Below are 16,787 nucleotides of genomic sequence, written 5' to 3'. Positions count from 1 at the left end.
GCAGAAGAAAAAGCCGCAGAAAGACCGCATAGGCCTTTCTGCGGCTTGGTGCGAAAGCGACCGATACCACCTGCAGGGAGACGCGCACGCGGCAGGCGGGGCGACCGGAACTCACGCCTCGATGTCCGACAAGTCGACGTCGAGCTTCATCTCGGGCACATGCGCGAGCTCGGACAGCGTCACGCCGTCGACGTAGTCGTCGATGGCCGCCTCGAGCCCCTGCCAGAACCTCACCGTGGAGCACAGGTCGGAGCGCACGCAGGAACCCTCGAGCCCGTCGCAGGCGACGGGTGCCGTCGCGCCCTCCGCCGCGCGCAGGATGTCGCCGGCGCGGATCTCCTCGGCCGGCCGGGCGAGCATGTAGCCGCCTCCCTTGCCGCGCACGCTCTTGAGCAGGCCGGCGGCCATGAGCGGGCGCACGAGCTGCTCCAGATACTTGAGCGAGATGCTCTCGCGCTCGGCGACCTCGCGCAGGGCGATCTTGCCCTCCTCGTCACCGAAGGCGGCGATGTAGATCATGAGGCGCAGCGCGTAGCGGCCCTTGGACGATATGAGCATGGAGTGCCTCCGTACCCCTCGATATGCAAGAAGACGACCAGCGTCCGGTCATAATCTTAGTGAATTGCTCGGAATTAATCTTGACTCTTTTCCGGTACATCTTATCCTTATCCCGAGAGAATTCCTAGGGTTTATCCCGGGGACACACCGTCCCCTTGCATTCGAGGAAGGACACCCGATGCCACAAAGCGCACTCCTCAGCGTGAACAACCTGACCGCCTCGGTCGACGAGAAGACGATCCTGCACGCGGTCAACCTGTCTGTCAACGCGGGCGAGACCCATGTCCTCATGGGCCCCAACGGCGCCGGCAAGTCCACCATGGGCCATGTCATCATGGGCGACCCCGTCTACACCGTCAACGACGGAAGCATCACCTTCGACGGCGCCGACATCACCGAGCTCTCCTGCGACAAGCGCAGCCGCGCCGGGTTGTTCCTGTCGTTCCAGGCGCCCGTCGAGATCCCCGGCGTGCCGCTGTCGAGCTTTTTGCGCGCCACCATCGCCGGCCGTCCCGGCCTGGAGATGAAGGGCAAGGAGTTCCGCCGCCGCGTGAAGGAGCTCGCCGCCCAACTCGACATGGACACCGCCTACCTCAACCGCGAGCTCGGCGTGGGCTTCTCCGGCGGCGAGAAGAAGAAGGTCGAGATGCTGCAGCTCCTGCTGCTCCAGCCCAAGCTCGCCATTCTCGACGAGACCGACTCGGGCCTCGACGTCGACGCGCTGTCCGTCGTCTCCCGCGGCATGGACGCCTATCGCACGAGCTGCGACGGCTCGCTCGTCATCATCACCCACAACACGCGCATCCTCGAGCACCTCGAGGTCGACCGCGTGCACGTGATGGTTGGCGGACGCATCGTGCGCGAGGACGATGCGAGCCTCATCCCGTGGATCGACGAGCACGGCTTCGAGTCGTTTGAGCGCGAGGCCGCCGACGCGGCAGCCGACGCGCGCTAAGGAGGCCGGCTCATGGCAAAGAAGCGTACCGAGGTCGCGGACATCGACCGCAGCCTCTACGATTTCAAGGACTCCGAGGAGGGCTTCGAGCGCCTCGACGCGGGCCTGACGCCCGAGATCGTGACCGAGATCTCCCAGCGCAAGGACGAGCCGGACTGGATGCTCGACTTCCGCCTGAAGTCCCTTGAGATCTACAACTCCATGCCGAACCCGACGTGGGGGCCCTCCATCGCGGGCCTCGACATGGACCATATCGTCACCTACGTGAAGCCCAACACCGACCAGAAGGCCGACTGGGAGTCCGTGCCCGACGACATCAAGAACACGTTCGAGCGCCTGGGCATCCCCGAGGCGGAGCGCAGCTATCTCGCCGGTGTCGGCGCCCAGTACGACTCGGAGCTCGTGTACCACAACATGCAGGACACGGCCTCCAAGATGGGCATCGTCTACTCCGGCATCGAGGAGGCGCTGCACGAGCCCCGCTGGGAGGAGATCATCCGGGACAAGTTCATGACGCTCATCCCGCCCACCGACCACAAGTTCGCGGCGCTGCACGGCGCGGTGTGGTCGGGAGGCTCGTTCGTCTACGTGCCGAAGGGCGTCAAGCTCGACTTCCCGCTGCAGAGCTACTTCCGCCTGAACGCCGCCGGCGCGGGCCAGTTCGAGCACACGCTCATCATCGTCGAGGACGATGCGGACCTGCACTTCATCGAGGGCTGCTCGGCGCCCAAGTACAACGTGGCCAACCTCCACGCCGGCGCCGTCGAGCTGTTCGTGGGCAAGCGCGCGCACCTGCGCTACTCCACGATCGAGAACTGGTCCAAGAACATGTACAACCTGAACACCAAACGCGCCCGCTGCGACGAGGAGGGCGAGATCGAGTGGATCTCGGGCTCCTTCGGCAGCCACGTGGGCTACCTCTACCCCATGAGCGTGCTGGCGGGCCGCAAGTCCAAGTCGAGCTTCACCGGCATCACGTTCGCCGGCGCCGGCCAGAACCTCGACACCGGCTGCAAGGTCGTGCTCGGCGCCCCCGAGACCACGGCGACCGTCGAGACCAAGGGCATCTCCAAGGGCGGCGGCATCCAGACCTTCCGCAGCTCGATCGTCGCCACGCCCGCGGCCGAGGGCTCTGCCGCCACGGTCTCCTGCCAGTCGCTCATGCTCGACGACGAGAGCCGCTCCGACACCATCCCCGCCATGGACATCCGCGCCAAGAACGTCGACATCGGGCATGAGGCCACCATCGGCCGCATCGGCGACGACAAGATCTTCTACCTCATGAGCCGCGGCATCTCCGAGGAGGAGGCCCGGACCATGATCGTGAACGGCTTTGCGAACCCGGTCTCCAAGGAGCTGCCGCTTGAGTACGCCGTCGAGATGAACAACCTGATCAAGCTCGAGATGGAAGGGGCGATCGGATAGTGGAGGCCCTGAAGATCAAACATGCCAGCGCCATGCCCGCCCCCACCTGGGGCTGGCTGCGCATGAACGACGCCATGATCGAGATCCCCGCCGACCTCGCGCGCGCCCGCGCCGTCACCGTGGAGGCCGACGAGGACCTCACCGAGAACCACGCGAGCTTCGAGGGCGCGGTAGCCGAGCTGCAGGAGCGCATCGACGCCGCGCGCGGCGACGCCCCCGACACGCGCGCCTGCGTGCGCGCCGTCGAGCGCGAGGCGGAGAGCCTCGACGACCTCGACACGCCGGCGCTGTCCGCCTACCAGAAGCGCGCCACGCGCGAGGAGATCGCGGGCGATGTCGCCGCCTCCTTCGAGACGGGCATCCATATCGATGTGCGCTCGTATCTGAACTTCCTCGCCGGCAGCACCGTCGTGCTCGCCACCGAGAAGGGAGAGACCGAAAGCGCCGTGGTCCGCGTCGACGGCGAGCCCGGCCACGCGGCGGGCGCCTCCGTCGACGTGGTGGCCGCCCCCGACTCCACGCTCGACGTCACCATCTCGCTCGACGGCGACGCGTCCGGCAGCAGCAAGGCCGGCCTCATCGGCTCCGAGCTGCGCGTGTTCGCCGGAGCGCGCTCCCGTGTGAACGTCGTCGTCTACGTGACCGCGGACGCGTCGTTCACCGTGATCGACGATTCCGGCTACGTGCTCGACGAGGGCGCGCGCGTGAACGTCCGCCACATCGTGCTCGGCGGCGGCCGCACCTACACCGGCCTCGCCTCCGATCTGCGCGGCGACACGGCCCGCATGGAGATCGACACCCGCTATCTCGCCTCCGGCGAGGATGCGCGCGACTTCAACTACATCATCCGCCATCGCGGCCGCAAGACCTTCTCGAACATGGACGCCAACGGCGTGCTGACGGGCGCCTCCCGCAAGGTGCTGCGCGGTACGATCGACCTCGTCCACGGATGCAAGGGCTCCGAGGGCTCCGAGCGCGAGACGGTGCTTCTGGCCAACCAGGGCGTGGACAACAAGACCGTCCCGACCATCCTGTGCGACGAGGACGACGTGGCGGGCAACCACGGCGCCACGATCGGACACGTGCGTCCCGAGCAGCTGTTCTACCTCGGATGCCGCGGCCTTTCCCAAGAGCAGGCAGAGTCCCTGTTCGTGGCGGCGAAGCTCGAGGACGCCGCCCTTTCCGCGCCGACCGACGACATCCGCGAGAACGTGGTGCGCCTCGGTTCCGCCCTCATCGATGGTTTCGAGGAGGAGATCGCATGATCGATATCGACGTGAATCCCTATAAGGCGGATTTCCCGCTGCTTGCGGGCAAGCCCGACATCGCGTTTCTGGACAGCGGCGCCACCGCCCAGCGCCCTGCCTGCGTGCTCGATGCGCAGCGCGCGTTCTACGAGACCATGAACGCCAACCCGCTGCGCGGCCTGTACTCGCTCTCCGTCGAGGCGACCGAGGCCATCGCCAAGGTCCGTTCGCAGATCGCCGCGCTCATCGGAGCGGTGGACGACCGCGGGCGGGCGCAGGCGAACGACATCGTGTTCAGCCGCAATGCGAGCGAGTCTTTGAACCTGGTGGCCAAGTCCTTCGCCCCGCTTGTGCTCAAGCCCGGCGACGAGGTCGCCATCACCATCATGGAGCACCACTCCAACCTCATCCCCTGGCAGCAGGCGTGCGCCGCCGCCGGCGCCAAGCTCGTCTACCTCTACCCCACCCCCGAAGGCGTGCTCACCGACGAGGAGATCGCCGAGAAGATCGGCCCCGCGACCAAGATCGTCGCGGCCGTGCACGTGTCGAACGTCCTCGGCGTGGTGAACCCGATCGAGAACCTTGCCAAGGCGGCCCACGACAACGGCGCGTACCTGGTCGTCGACGCCGCGCAGTCCATCCCGCACATGCCAATCGACGTGCGCGAGCTGGGCGCGGACTTCATCGCGTTTTCCGCCCACAAGGCGTTCGGCCCCATGGGCATCGGCGTGCTGTGGGGTCGCCACGAGCTGCTCGAGCAGATGCCGCCCATGCTCACCGGCGGCGAGATGATCGAATCGGTCACCGAGCAGGGCGCCGTCTGGGCGCCGGTGCCCGAGAAGTTCGAGGCGGGCACGCAGGACGCTGCGGGCATCTACGCCACGGGCGCCGCATTCGACTACCTCGTGAACACCGTGGGCTACGACGCGGTCCGCGAGCGCGAGGAGGCGCTCATCGCCTACGCCATGGACCAGCTCAAGAGCCTGCCGTATATCCATATCATCGGCTCGCTCAATCCGGCCGACCATCACGGCGTCATCAGCTTCAACGTCGAGGGCATCCATCCGCACGACGTCTCGAGCATTCTCGACATGAGCGGCGTCTGCATCCGCGCCGGGCACCACTGCGCGCAGCCGCTGCTCGCCTGGCTGCACTGCGAGAACCTTGCGTGCTGTCGCGCCAGCTTCGCCTTCTACAACGACAAGTCGGACATCGACCGCCTCATCGCCGGCCTCAAAGCCGTCTGGTCCACCTTCCATCCGGGCGAGTAGGCCGCTTCCACCAGTATCCCAGACCGCGGCGGCGCAGGAACAGCGCCGCCGCATTCGTTCGCCAAGGAGTCTTCCATATGGGCAACCTCTACACTTCGACCACCTTCATGGAGCACAACTCGCATCCCGACTACAAATACGAGATGGACGCCCCTACCCACGAGCACGACGGCATCAACCCGAGCTGCGGCGATGAGCTCACGCTGCAGCTGCGCGTCGAGGACGGCGTCATCGAGGAGGCGAGCTTCGCCGGCCACGGCTGCGCGATCTCCCAGGCATCGGCCGACATCATGGCCGACCTCATCACCGGCGAGACGGTCGAGGAGGCCAAGCGCCTCTCCGGGCTGTTTTTGGCCATGATCCGCGGCGAGGAGCTCACCGAAGAGGACTACGAGGACCTCGACGAGGCCGCGCAGCTGCGCGACATCTCCCACATGCCCGCCCGCGTGAAGTGCGCCGAGCTCGCCTGGCGCACCCTGGACGGCATGCTCGGTGACAACAAGGCGGAGTAATTGCCACGTAGGGCCAATGGGTCAATTGGGGACGGGTTCGTTCCAACCCATCGGCGGCTTACACTGCCGCCGATGGGTTGGAACGAACCCGTCCCCAATTGACCCCTCGCTGACGGCACCGTGGACCGCAGCCGCCTCGCTATTCATTCTGTAGGCTCGCTGTACCGCATGGCGCGAAGGCCGGCTTGCGGCTACACTGCTTTGGAGACATCGATTCAACGGGAGGGCGCATGGCGCAAAAGCATACGGGCGACACCGACTCCAAGCGCTCTGCCGTCGTGAAAGGCGAGCCCGCCGAGGCGCGTCGAGGAAGCGCGCCTAAGCTGCACGTCGGCAGCGCTACGTCGGCCCGTGACCGCGATGCCGACCGCTCCTCCATGAAACAGGTCAGGATAACCTTCGTCTTTCTCGGCATCGTCGCCGTCATCTACGTTGCCTACCTGTTTTTCAGCGGCCAGATCGACGACTTCTTCCGCGCGCTCGCGGGCGTCGACCTCGGCTGGATCGCCACGGGCATCGTCTGCTTCCTGTGCTATTACGTTTTCGGCGTCCTCGCCTACGCTGTGCTCGCGTCGACCGACCACAACTCCCCTGTCGGCTTTCGCGACCTCATGAGCGTCGAGGCGTCCGGCGTGTTCTTCATGCGCCTCACGCCCGGAGGTGCCGGCGTCATCCCTTCGCAGATCTACCGCCTCACGCGCGCCGGCCTTTCCCTGACCGACGCCTCCGCGCTGCAGTTTGTCCGCTTCACACTCTACGAGGCGGGCGAGGGCATCTTCGCCGCGCTTATGCTCCTGCTGTGCAGCGGATACTTCCTCGAGACCTTCTCCGACGTCAAGATCCTCGGTCTTGATGTGACCTTTATCGGCATCTTCATGTTCGCCTATAAGTTCGTGCAGGTGGGCGGCGTGCTTTTGCTCTGCCTGCTCCCCGGCCCCATCCAGAAGGTGGGCGGCATCCTGCTTAAAATCGGCCGTGCGCTGCACATCCTGAACACCGAGCGGCACGATCGCTTCAAGAATCTGCTCGACACGCAGGTGAGCACCTTCTCGAGCGCCTTTCGCGCCGCGGCGGCACACAGGCGCGCGCTTTTGGCTGCCGAGGTCATCACCCTGCTACAGCTCGGTTGCATGTACGCTCTTCCCTATTTCGTGCTGCGCGCCTTCGGCCTCGAAGCCGACCCGATCGTGTGCCTCGCTTCCGGATCGATGGTCGAGCTCCTCGTGAACGCCATCCCGCTTCCCGGCGGTGCAGGAGGCGCGGAGGTCGGGTTCTCTTACCTGTTCGGCGACATGTTTGGCTGGCATCTGTCCGCTGGCCTTGTGATCTGGCGCAGCGTCGAGTATCTGCTGCCGGTGCTCATCGCCGCCCCCTGCATGGGCATGCGCTCCACTTCGAACGAGAGCATCTACCGGCGTTGGACGAGAAGGTTCCGGAACATGGAGCGCGTTGCGCGCGGCCAGCGGGGTTCGCTCGAGCGGCCCGCCGGCATCACCTACCGACCCAAGCGCAAACAGCCGACCGACAAGCCGGGGCAGTCGGGGAAATAACACGGGGTTGGGCAGAGCCGGGAAACACCTTCTGCCGCGCAAAACCCCTCTGGATTCCATCTGCTCCGACTAAGGTGGCTAGAAATTTCTATTTTGCTGTCGTGGACCCCGTGCGGATGGGCGTTGCATGCGCCGCCAAGGCGACTATTCCTCAAAAAAGACCTCATTCGGGGTGGTTTAGGCGGGAATGCCAGCATTTCAGACAGCCAGGAAGGCTAGGCCGGCCGACTCGAACGGCCTCGCGGTTTCCGGCTGACAGCAAATCAGAAATTTCTAGCCACTTTTCTGCAAGGTGAATGCACAGAGACCCCGCGTCAGTATCAACCGCGGCAGATGGGCTCTCTGCATCCCCTCTCCATCTGTGGCAACCTGGCGGCAACCGATGAACGCGCACTAGAGCACGAACCCCATGACGGCACCGAGCAACGTGGCGACCCAGGGGATCGTGAAGTCGCCCATATAGAGCATGGGCGCTAGAAACAGCCCGCTTATCGTCGACGAGGGAAGCAGCAGCACCGTTGCCCACATGAGAACATGCAATGCAAGTGCCGCGATGTTGACCACCTTCACGAGACGAACGACGCGCTTGCTCTCCCCCACGTTGTTGAACAGCGATCCCACGAGCAGCGCCGACGAATAGCAAAACGCAGGCCATGCAACCAGTGAATGCAGCGCCGCCGGAAATGTCCGGTAATGCATGGCGGCCCAGTCAGCGAGCACCATCCAGTACAGCACGATGTAGCCAAGCGATGCGACGGTCACGACGGCGGCGATGATGCGGATGCGCTTCATGGCTCCTCCCTGGCTCGGATAACTTCATTCTACCCACGGGCGCACTCCGCGATAAGCGGTCCCCTCCGGGATGTCCCCGCCCATGAAAAAGGGCCGTCCGAAGACGGCCCCGCATGCAAGCTGCAGCACGTTTTGCTACATGACCACCGGCGTCACGACGTTGTCGTCGGCGTCGAACTCGAGCGGCGCGGGCTCGTCGAGCGCCTCCACGCCGGGATACTTGCCCGCCTTGACGTCCTCGTAGTAGGCGGCGGACAGCATGATCTGTCCGATGTGCAGGCTGTTGGCGATACGCACCATGCGGACCGGCTTGCCCTCGATGCCGTTGCAGGTGCGGATGCACAGCTGGATGGCCTCCTTGTCGGTGGCGACCACGCACGGAATGCACGCGCTCTTGAGCACCGTCGAAGTCAGGCAGTTGGGATACATGGCCTCGATGTCCATCACGTCGAAGATCTTGGAGGTGATGGCGCTCGCCAGGCCGACACCCAGCGCGTTGCCGTGGCTGATCTCGGAAAGGTTCAGAAACGCCGTACGCTGGACCTGGATGCCGCCGTGCGCGAAGTCGGTCGAGAACGTGCCAGTGATGTTGGGGTCGACGCCCGTGCCGGAATAGTTCTTGCCGATCTCGTCGACCACGAGCACGTCGCCCTCGCCCACGATAAGCGACGGCATGTTGGCCTTGGCGACCTCGAGCAGCTCCGCCTCGCGCTCGAGGATGTTCTCGGGCAGAATCGCCTCGATCATGGCCGTCTCGTCGTAGGCGTTCTCGATGCACGGAATGGCGAACAGGATAGGCGCCTTCTCGAGCACCACGGCCGCCATGGTTGGGATGTTCTGGCCGATCTTGCCCATGCCGTCGGAATGGACAGTCTGGGCGCCCACCTGCTTGCCGAGACCGACGGTCATCATCTTGCAGGGACCGGACTCATGGGTGCCGCGGAACGCGTTGTGGGGCTTCAGGCGGCAGGAGACGATGATGCCGTCAGACTCGTAGGCGTTCTTGTCGAGCACCACGCGCTTGCCGAGGCTGGAATACCCGAGCTCGACGACCTCCATGGAGCTCTTGATGGGGCAGCCCATGGCCTCCTCGGTGATGCCGAAGCCGGCGAGCATCTCCTTCTGGCCCTCGGCAGTGGCACCGCCGTGGCTACCCATAGCGGGCACAATAAACGGGTTGGCGCCGCGACGCTTAACCGCGTCCACGACGGCCTTGGTGATGATGTCAACGTTGCGAATACCACGGCTACCAGCGGTAATGGCGATGTTCATGCCCGGCTTGATCTTCTCGGAGAACTGCGGCTGGGCAATCTGCTCCTCGACGATACCGGGAATGTCCTCCGGCGCGATGGACTGACGCGGGAACGTCTGACGCGCATGGAACATCTCGGGAATCTCGACCCCGGCGAGAAGCTTGGATACGGTACCGCCCTTGGTCACCTTCATGGTAAACCTCCCTGATTCGTATCGTTCACGATACTGTAATGCTAGTCTCCGGGCAGAACGCGCCAATGGTACGAGGAACATAGTTGGACAAACGGCATCAGGCCCGCCGCCCTCGCCACAGCAGGGCTGAGCCCTTGCGCTGGCGGAACGTGATGACAGCGCTTCCAGCACGACGACAGCTCAATACACGACTGTCGGGACCCCTCCAGAGAGCTTTGCCATGGTCAAAACCATCACTCCCATTGCAAGCTTACAGACATGAAGCTGTTCGTGGTCAATCGGTGCGTTCCCATTGCAATTCCTGGAACAGATCCGGCTCATATTAATATGCAATATTGTTTTCCTTGCATGTTGACCTCTCGAAATACGCCGCCACGGCAAGGCAGGCAGAAATCAACCGCATATTACAATATTTAATTTTGCGCCCTTCAAAAGCAGCTCCATGCGATTGCAATGGGAGCACACCGATTGACCACAGATGGCTTCACGTGCATCGGATCGCAATGGGAATGCAGTTTTTGACCATAGCGCGATCTTCCGACCTGCCATGCAACGATAAAAAACACCGCCCGGGCGAATGCCCGGGCGGTGCTAGCGCGACAATTCGATATGTCGGAGAAGCCTACTCGTTGAGAGCGGCGTTCACAGCGACGGCGCAGGCGACGGTGGCACCGACCATGGGGTTGTTGCCCATGCCGATGAGACCCATCATGTCGACGTGCGCAGGCACCGAGGAGGAGCCGGCGAACTGGGCGTCGGAGTGCATACGACCCATGGTGTCGGTCATGCCGTAAGAGGCAGGGCCGGCAGCCATGTTGTCCGGATGCAGGGTACGACCGGTGCCGCCACCGGAGGCCACGGAGAAATACTTCTTACCGTCGGCCAGGCGCTCCTTCTTGTAGGTGCCCGCAACGGGATGCTGGAAGCGCGTGGGGTTGGTGGAGTTACCGGTGATCGAGATGTCGACGTTCTCGTGCCACATGATGGCAACGCCCTCGCGGACATCGTCGGCACCGTAGCAGTTGACCTCGGAGCGAGGACCATCGGAATACGGGATGGTCTCGACGACCTTGAGCTCGCCGGTGAAGTAGTCGAACTGGGTCTTCACATAGGTGAAGCCGTTGATGCGGGCGATGATCTGGGCGGCATCCTTGCCGAGGCCGTTCAGGATAACGCGCAGCGGCTTCTTGCGGGCCTTGTTGGCGTTCATAGCGATGCCGATGGCGCCCTCAGCGGCAGCAAAGGACTCGTGGCCGGCCAGGAACGCGAAGCACTCGGTGTCGTCGCCGAGCAGCATGGCGCCCAGGTTGCCGTGCCCCAGACCGACCTTGCGGTCCTCGGCGACGGAGCCGGGCACGCAGAAGGCCTGCAGGCCCTCGCCGATGATAGCGGCGGCCTCAGAAGCGCTCTTGGCGCCCTTCTTGATGGCGAGAGCGCAGCCGAGGGTGTAGGCCCACTTGGCGTTCTCGAACGCGATGGACTGGACGTCTGCGACGATCTCGCGAGGATCGATACCCTTGTCCTGGCAGATCTGCAGAGCCTCCTCGAGGGAGGAGATGCCGTTCTCGGCGAGGCAGGCATTGATCTTGTCGATGCGGCGCTCGTAACCTTCGAAGCTAACAGCCATTATTCTTTCCCTCCCTTTCTACTCGTGGACCGGGAACACGGACTCGACGGTGTGGGTCTCCTCGTCGGTACGAGGATCGATGTACTTGGCAGCGGCCTCCCACTGACCATAGTGACCCATGGCGCCAGCGATGGCGTCCTCGGGGGTGGCGCCCTTCTTGAGGGCATCGGTGAACTTGCCGAGGTTCAGGAACTCGAACGCGATGATCTCGTTCTTGTCGTTCAGAGCCATGCGGGTGACGTAGCCCTGGGAGAGCTCGAGATAACGAGCGCCCTTGGCCTTGGTGCCGAACATGGTGCCGACCTGGGAGCGCAGGCCCTTGCCGAGGTCGTCAAGGGAAGCGCCGACGGGCAGGCCGCCCTCGGAGAACGCGGTCTGGCTGCGACCGTACACGATCTGCAGGAAGATCTCACGCATGGCGACGTTGATGGCGTCGCACACGAGGTCGGTGTTCAGGGCCTCGAGGATGGTCTTGCCGGGAAGGATCTCGGAAGCCATAGCCGCGGAGTGGGTCATGCCGGAGCAACCGAGGGTCTCGACGAGGCACTCCTCGATGATGCCGTTCTTGACGTTAAGCGTCAGCTTGGAAGCGCCCTGCTGGGGAGCGCACCAACCAACACCGTGCGTAAGGCCGGAGATGTCGGAAATCTCCTTGGCCTGAATCCACTGACCCTCCTCGGGAATGGGTGCGGGGCCGTGGTATGCGCCCTTGGCAACCGGGCACATGTTCTCCACTTCTGCTGTGTACTGCATGCCTCTCCTCTCTTTCGTGATCAATCCCAAAAGATCCGCGGCGAAACGGAACACCTTTTGAGCACTGACATGCGTATCCATTTTAGCGCGAAACTGACGCGGCGAATTCGTCGAAGGGCAGTGAATTTGACGCGACCGGTTGGATTTCGCCAAGCACCGGGGAAGTCACCGGCCGATTGCCTCTGCGGTGAGCGCTGCTCCCGCCCCTCTGGACGCCGTGGTCGCAGACCTCCCGACGTGGCCGCAGGGTTGACCCGCATCGACCGCGGCAATTCGGGCACAATAGAGTCCGCCGGTATCGCAACCGATCGGAAGGACCGCCGCGATGCGCAACGACATCGACCTCAACCACGCCGACGGCACCGACGTGCTCGTCATCGGATCGGGCATCGCGGGATGCTGTGCCGCCATCGAGGCCGCGCGCGCCGGAGCGCGCGTGGCGATCGCATGCGCCGGCAGGCTCTTCTCGGGTTCGAGCTTCTTCCCCGGTACCTGGGGGCTCGGCCTTATCGGACCGGAAGACGATGAGGACGCCGAGGACCTGGTCGAGACCATCTGCCGCGTGGGAGGCGGCGTCGCCGACCGCGCTCTCGTGGAGACGCTTGTCGCCGGCATCCGCCCATCGATGGCCTGGCTCGAGGAGCTCGGCGTCGCGCTCAAGCGGCCAGCGAGCGAAACGTCCGCGCACGAGGCCGCCTTCATCCCCTGCTTCGACCATAAGAACCGCCTGTGGCGCGGCCTCACCCGCGAGAGCACGCAGCGCGCATTCGCCCGCGCCCTCGATGGGCTCGGCGTCCGGATCCTCGAGCGCTGCGAGCTCATGGACCTCATCGAGGCGGATGCGTGCGGGCGTCGGAGCGTCGCCGGCGCCATGCTGTTCGACCGCACCGCGAAGCGCTTCGTCGCGATCGCCGCGCACGCCGTGGTGCTCGCGGCAGGCGGCACCGGCGGCCTGTTCGAGCGCAGCCTCACCTCGCGCGACGTGCTGAGCTCCACGCACGGAATCGCGCTCGCCCACGGGTGCTCGCTCACGAACATCGAGTTCATGCAGATGATGCCGGGCCTCGTGGCGCCCAAGCGGGGAATCGTGTTCAACGAGAAGAGCTTCCGCTTCGCCCTCATGGAGCCGCAGCCCGACGCGAGCCTGCTTGAGATGCGCGCCGCCTACGGCCCCTTCACCTGCCGTCTGCCGTCTTACGCCATCGATCTTGCGATCGACCGGGCCGGGGCGGACGGCCTCGCCGTGCGCTACCGCTTCCCCGAAGAAGACGTGCCGGAATTCGTGCAGGTGTTTTGCGATTGGCTTGAGCATGAGCAGGGCATCGCACCCGATGCGGAGCTCCGTATCGCCATGTACGCACACGCGGCGAACGGTGGCATCAGGATCGATGCGGACGGCTTCACCGGGGTGCCCGGCCTTTTCGCCGCCGGCGAGGTCACCGGCGGCATGCACGGGGCGGATCGCATCGGCGGCCTCTCGAGCGCCAACGGCCTCGTATTCGGGAGGCGAGCGGGTCGCGCAGCGGCCGCATGGGCGGCACGCGTCCCCGCCCCGTCATGCAGGCAGGCTCCCGCCATGCTGGCCGCGGGCATAACCGAGAAGGCGGCGCGCGATCTCACCGACCGCATGCGGCGGACCATGAGCACACACGCCATGATCAACCGGACGGACGCCGGCCTTGCCCGGGCGCTCGCCGACATCGACGCGATCCGCACGGATATGGGACTCACTGCCGCACCTGCGAAACACGATGAGCCGGCGGTTGCCCGCACCATCCGCCTGCGTTCGCAGCTCTCCCTCGCACGAGCGATGCTCGAAGCCATGCGCGCTCGCACTGAAAGCCTCGGATCCCACTACCGCGCCGACGACAACAGGCGGGAACGCGCCGAGTGATCCAGCCTGTGCGGAACGGGGCGCATCCCGAAACAGGAGGCGGGGTCCGCTTTGTGCCATCGGCCCCTCCTCGTGTGCTCTTGTCGGCAAGACAAGCGGTCTCTGCAGATCATCCGCAGGGCACCCGTGGAGGTTCGACGCGCACATTTTGCTGAAAAATCGACGTTGTGGACGTCTGAAATCCGGACCCACGCGAAACGGCACCTGCAGGACCGGTGTTTCCGCAGGTGACGACCTCGCGGCAGGTGCGCTTTTCCGCGTGCGCCAGATCAATCCATCCACAACGTCGATTTTTCAGCAACTTTCCGCCGCGCAGCCTCCACTCGGCGTCCGCAGCTTCGGGGACCTGCCGGGCCCCTCGCACGCTCGCTGGCAAACGCTCGCGCGTTTGCTCAGTCTCGCGACCTCCCGGTTCGAATCCCCCGAGAGGTGGCCGGACATGAAAAAAGCTCCTTGTAGGAGCCTGTGAATCAAAGGGGTGGACCGTCAGGGATTCGCGGCCGCCTTCGGCGTCCGCAGCTTCGGGGCCCTGCCGGGCCCCTCGCACGCTCGCTGGCAAACGCTCGCGCGTTTGCTCAGTCTCGCGACCTCCCGGTTCGAATCCCCCGAGAGGTGGCCGGACATGAAAAAAGCTCCTTGTAGGAGCCTGTGAATCAAAGGGGTGGACCGTCAGGGATTCGAACCCTGGACCTTGGGATTAAGAGTCCCCTGCTCTAGCCAGCTGAGCTAACGGTCCATTATGTATGCTAGGGCATTGATGGTGGACCGTCAGGGATTCGAACCCTGGACCTTGGGATTAAGAGTCCCCTGCTCTAGCCAGCTGAGCTAACGGTCCATGAATGCCTGCTTAACAAGAGAGCGGATGGGGTGGGTAAAGGGACTCGAACCCTCGACCTACGGGACCACAACCCGTCGCTCTAGCCAACTGAGCTACACCCACCATGTGCTGCTCCTCTTGCAAAGCGCTTGATTATTATGCACGCACACCGGCATCTGCGCAAGCACTTTTTCCAAAAAAGTTTACGCGAAGGCAAACGCGCTGGATGAGGTCATGATACGGCACGTCGTGAGCCCGCAGCGCGCAGCACGGCACACCGAACCGCCACACCAAAAGCAGCTCCACAGCAGTCGAGCATCACGTCGGTCACCATCCCGGACCGCCCCGCCACCGACAGCTGGATCGTCTCGTCGAGCGAGGGCACGAGCACGAGCAGCGCCGCGATCAGCAGCCAGCGGCAACGCAGCCGGCTCCCTCGCGGATCGAGCGCCTGCGAAGTCAGGATACCCAGGACCGCATACTCGGTGAAATGCGCCGTCTTGCGCACGAGGAAGTTCGTGACCCATGCGCTCGGCAGCGAGATGGCGTCGAGAAAGCTGCGCACCGCCTCCATGACAGCGGTGCTGATCGATGAGCTCCCCTCTCCGGGTACCAACGAGTTTCCCCAGATGAGGGCGATCATCGCCACCATGGCGACAAGCCACGGCACCGAAACGTATGAGCGGATGGAAGCCAGAGCGCGCCGCAAGCCGGTTACGCCTCTGCCGAAAGACGCGGCATGGACATGGTGCCGCCCTGGATGACCCGCAGGTATTCCCTGCTCGTGCTGCGCATGCTCTGCGACGGAACCTTCTCGAGCTCCTCTTCCAGGATCTCGTTGATGCGCGTATGGCGGACCGTCTCGTTCGCACCCTCCGCAACCGCGCTCATGCGCAGCGGGTTGACCGGGTCGGTGTTCTCGATCTTGCGGAAATGGGCACCGCGCGGCGGCTTCTGCTCGAGGGGCTCCGGCTTCTCCTCCAGGATGGCGAGCGCTTCTGCCCACATGTCCTCATGGCCGCTGTAGTCGGCCACGGGAACCTCGATGACCGCGGGCTCCTCTACCGCAGCGGACGCCGAAGCCAGGAAGTCATCCTGAGACAGCTCGGGCAGCACGCTGGTGATCTCGGTCTGCTGGACCGCAGGGGCGGGCGCTGCCGCAGGTTCGGCCTGGAGCTTCGCGACCTGCTGCCGAGGCTCAACTGCAGGCACCTCGGAAACCTGGCGCGCGACCGGGGCCGCAGAGAAATCCGACGGCGCGCGGACGGGCACGGGAGGCACCACGGCTTGGGCCTGCGTCGCCATGGCCGCCTGCATCTGAGACAGCACGAACGCACTGGTCGCAGTCATGTCGGGGGGCACCGGGGCGCCCGATGCCGACGGCGATGCGGTGGAGGCTGATGCCGTGCGGGCCATCTCCTCCAGCGCGATCTCGTAGATGTCCTTGGAACGAGCGGGGTCGCAGCTGACCGGCGAGCTTCCGTCGAGCAGCGAATCGATATCCGCCCACGCCTCCGCCTCGGTCATGGCGTTTTGCGCACGCGCGATCACGGGCACGCCCTTCGGCGTGGCATTGCGGCTGTGGGAGAACAGGCTCCCCTTCTCCTTGACGCCGGCCTTCTCGTCGGCCTTGGCGTCCGCAGCGTCCTGCTCGCGCTGAAGGCGGGCGCGGACGCGGGCGTCTGCGATGCTCGCCCCGATGGCATAGATGCCCACACCGGCAACGGAGCCGACCGCAAAGGGGACGACAGCCCCCTCGACCATCGCATGAACCTCTTCGAAGGGAATGGTCGCCGCATAGATCGCGGCAGAGACAGCCAAACCAGCACCTACCGACAGCCCGGCAGTCAGCGCGCGATGCGCATGCAGGGGTCTCTCCATAGCCAAATCCTTTCGATGCATCCCTACCCGACAGGAAATGCGACGAGCACGCCCATCGC

14 protein-coding genes and 3 tRNA genes are annotated in these 16,787 nt (G+C 64.6%); 7 read left to right on the top strand and 10 right to left on the bottom strand.

Translation table 11 applies throughout. The features are described 5' to 3' along the window. Window positions 1-111: 111 nt before the first annotated feature. A complete protein-coding gene (locus tag QVN30_RS01910; RefSeq protein WP_289835224.1) occupies window positions 112-558 on the bottom strand; it encodes an RrF2 family transcriptional regulator in 447 nt (148 codons plus the stop codon). Window positions 559-736: 178 nt separating this feature from the next. On the opposite strand from QVN30_RS01910, the gene sufC reads away from it, so the two are divergent. The 6 genes from sufC to QVN30_RS01880 all read left to right on the top strand — a co-directional run bounded on the left by sufC (window position 737) and on the right by QVN30_RS01880 (window position 7,518). Further along, complete coding sequence (gene sufC, locus QVN30_RS01905) at window positions 737-1,513, top strand: Fe-S cluster assembly ATPase SufC (RefSeq protein ID WP_204571240.1); 777 nt, start codon at window positions 737-739, stop codon at window positions 1,511-1,513. A 12-nt stretch (window positions 1,514-1,525) separates the two neighbouring features. Then, window positions 1,526-2,938 (top strand): Fe-S cluster assembly protein SufB, encoded by a 1,413-nt coding sequence (sufB, locus tag QVN30_RS01900; protein ID WP_289835223.1) that lies wholly within the window; start codon window positions 1,526-1,528, stop codon window positions 2,936-2,938. After that, a complete protein-coding gene (locus QVN30_RS01895) occupies window positions 2,938-4,203 on the top strand; it encodes a SufB/SufD family protein (RefSeq protein ID WP_289835222.1) in 1,266 nt (421 codons plus the stop codon). Before sufB ends, QVN30_RS01895 begins: the two co-directional genes overlap by 1 nt. Beyond that, the gene (locus QVN30_RS01890; protein ID WP_289835221.1) at window positions 4,200-5,456 is read left to right on the top strand and encodes an aminotransferase class V-fold PLP-dependent enzyme; all 1,257 of its coding nucleotides are present in this window, start codon (window positions 4,200-4,202) and stop codon (window positions 5,454-5,456) included. The genes QVN30_RS01895 and QVN30_RS01890 overlap by 4 nt, the downstream gene beginning before the upstream one ends. Before the next feature lie 77 nt (window positions 5,457-5,533). Continuing rightward, complete coding sequence (gene sufU / locus QVN30_RS01885; RefSeq protein WP_289835220.1) at window positions 5,534-5,968, top strand: Fe-S cluster assembly sulfur transfer protein SufU; 435 nt, start codon at window positions 5,534-5,536, stop codon at window positions 5,966-5,968. Window positions 5,969-6,198: 230 nt separating this feature from the next. Then, the gene (locus tag QVN30_RS01880; protein WP_289835219.1) at window positions 6,199-7,518 is read left to right on the top strand and encodes a lysylphosphatidylglycerol synthase transmembrane domain-containing protein; all 1,320 of its coding nucleotides are present in this window, start codon (window positions 6,199-6,201) and stop codon (window positions 7,516-7,518) included. Between the two features lie 393 nt (window positions 7,519-7,911). Here the strand turns inward: QVN30_RS01880 and QVN30_RS01875 are convergent, their stop codons facing one another. The 4 genes from QVN30_RS01875 to QVN30_RS01860 form a co-directional block, all read right to left on the bottom strand. Continuing rightward, a complete protein-coding gene (locus QVN30_RS01875; RefSeq protein ID WP_289835218.1) occupies window positions 7,912-8,310 on the bottom strand; it encodes a hypothetical protein in 399 nt (132 codons plus the stop codon). A gap of 135 nt (window positions 8,311-8,445) precedes the next feature. Further along, window positions 8,446-9,756 carry a nickel pincer cofactor-dependent isomerase, group 22 gene (locus tag QVN30_RS01870; RefSeq protein ID WP_204564661.1) on the bottom strand — a complete coding sequence of 437 codons (1,311 nt, stop codon included), beginning with the start codon at window positions 9,754-9,756 and terminating at the stop codon, window positions 8,446-8,448. Window positions 9,757-10,378: 622 nt separating this feature from the next. Further along, window positions 10,379-11,383, bottom strand: coding sequence for a GGGtGRT protein (locus tag QVN30_RS01865; protein ID WP_066831922.1), 1,005 nt, complete (start codon window positions 11,381-11,383; stop codon window positions 10,379-10,381). A gap of 18 nt (window positions 11,384-11,401) precedes the next feature. Next, window positions 11,402-12,136 (bottom strand): iron-sulfur cluster assembly scaffold protein, encoded by a 735-nt coding sequence (locus QVN30_RS01860; RefSeq protein ID WP_066831924.1) that lies wholly within the window; start codon window positions 12,134-12,136, stop codon window positions 11,402-11,404. 325 nt (window positions 12,137-12,461) lie between these two features. On the opposite strand from QVN30_RS01860, the gene QVN30_RS01855 reads away from it, so the two are divergent. After that, on the top strand, window positions 12,462-14,030 hold the full coding sequence (locus QVN30_RS01855) for an FAD-dependent oxidoreductase (protein ID WP_289835217.1): 1,569 nt from the start codon (window positions 12,462-12,464) through the stop codon (window positions 14,028-14,030). A 662-nt stretch (window positions 14,031-14,692) separates the two neighbouring features. Here QVN30_RS01855 and QVN30_RS01850 read toward each other — a convergent pair. The 5 genes from QVN30_RS01850 to QVN30_RS01830 all read right to left on the bottom strand — a co-directional run bounded on the left by QVN30_RS01850 (window position 14,693) and on the right by QVN30_RS01830 (window position 16,728). Then, window positions 14,693-14,766 (bottom strand) — tRNA-Lys (locus tag QVN30_RS01850). A gap of 22 nt (window positions 14,767-14,788) precedes the next feature. Further along, window positions 14,789-14,865, bottom strand: a tRNA-Lys gene (locus QVN30_RS01845). Window positions 14,866-14,893: 28 nt separating this feature from the next. After that, window positions 14,894-14,970 (bottom strand) — tRNA-His (locus tag QVN30_RS01840). 109 nt (window positions 14,971-15,079) lie between these two features. Next, window positions 15,080-15,556 (bottom strand): VanZ family protein, encoded by a 477-nt coding sequence (locus tag QVN30_RS01835; protein ID WP_239467017.1) that lies wholly within the window; start codon window positions 15,554-15,556, stop codon window positions 15,080-15,082. 5 nt (window positions 15,557-15,561) lie between these two features. After that, the gene (locus tag QVN30_RS01830) at window positions 15,562-16,728 is read right to left on the bottom strand and encodes a hypothetical protein (RefSeq protein WP_289835216.1); all 1,167 of its coding nucleotides are present in this window, start codon (window positions 16,726-16,728) and stop codon (window positions 15,562-15,564) included. Window positions 16,729-16,787: the final 59 nt, after the last annotated feature.

The sequence above is a fragment of the Collinsella ihumii genome, assembly GCF_030385545.1.
In the GTDB taxonomy this organism is placed as follows: Bacteria; Actinomycetota; Coriobacteriia; order Coriobacteriales; family Coriobacteriaceae; genus Collinsella; species Collinsella ihumii.
This window is presented reverse-complemented; position numbering and strand designations above follow the sequence as displayed.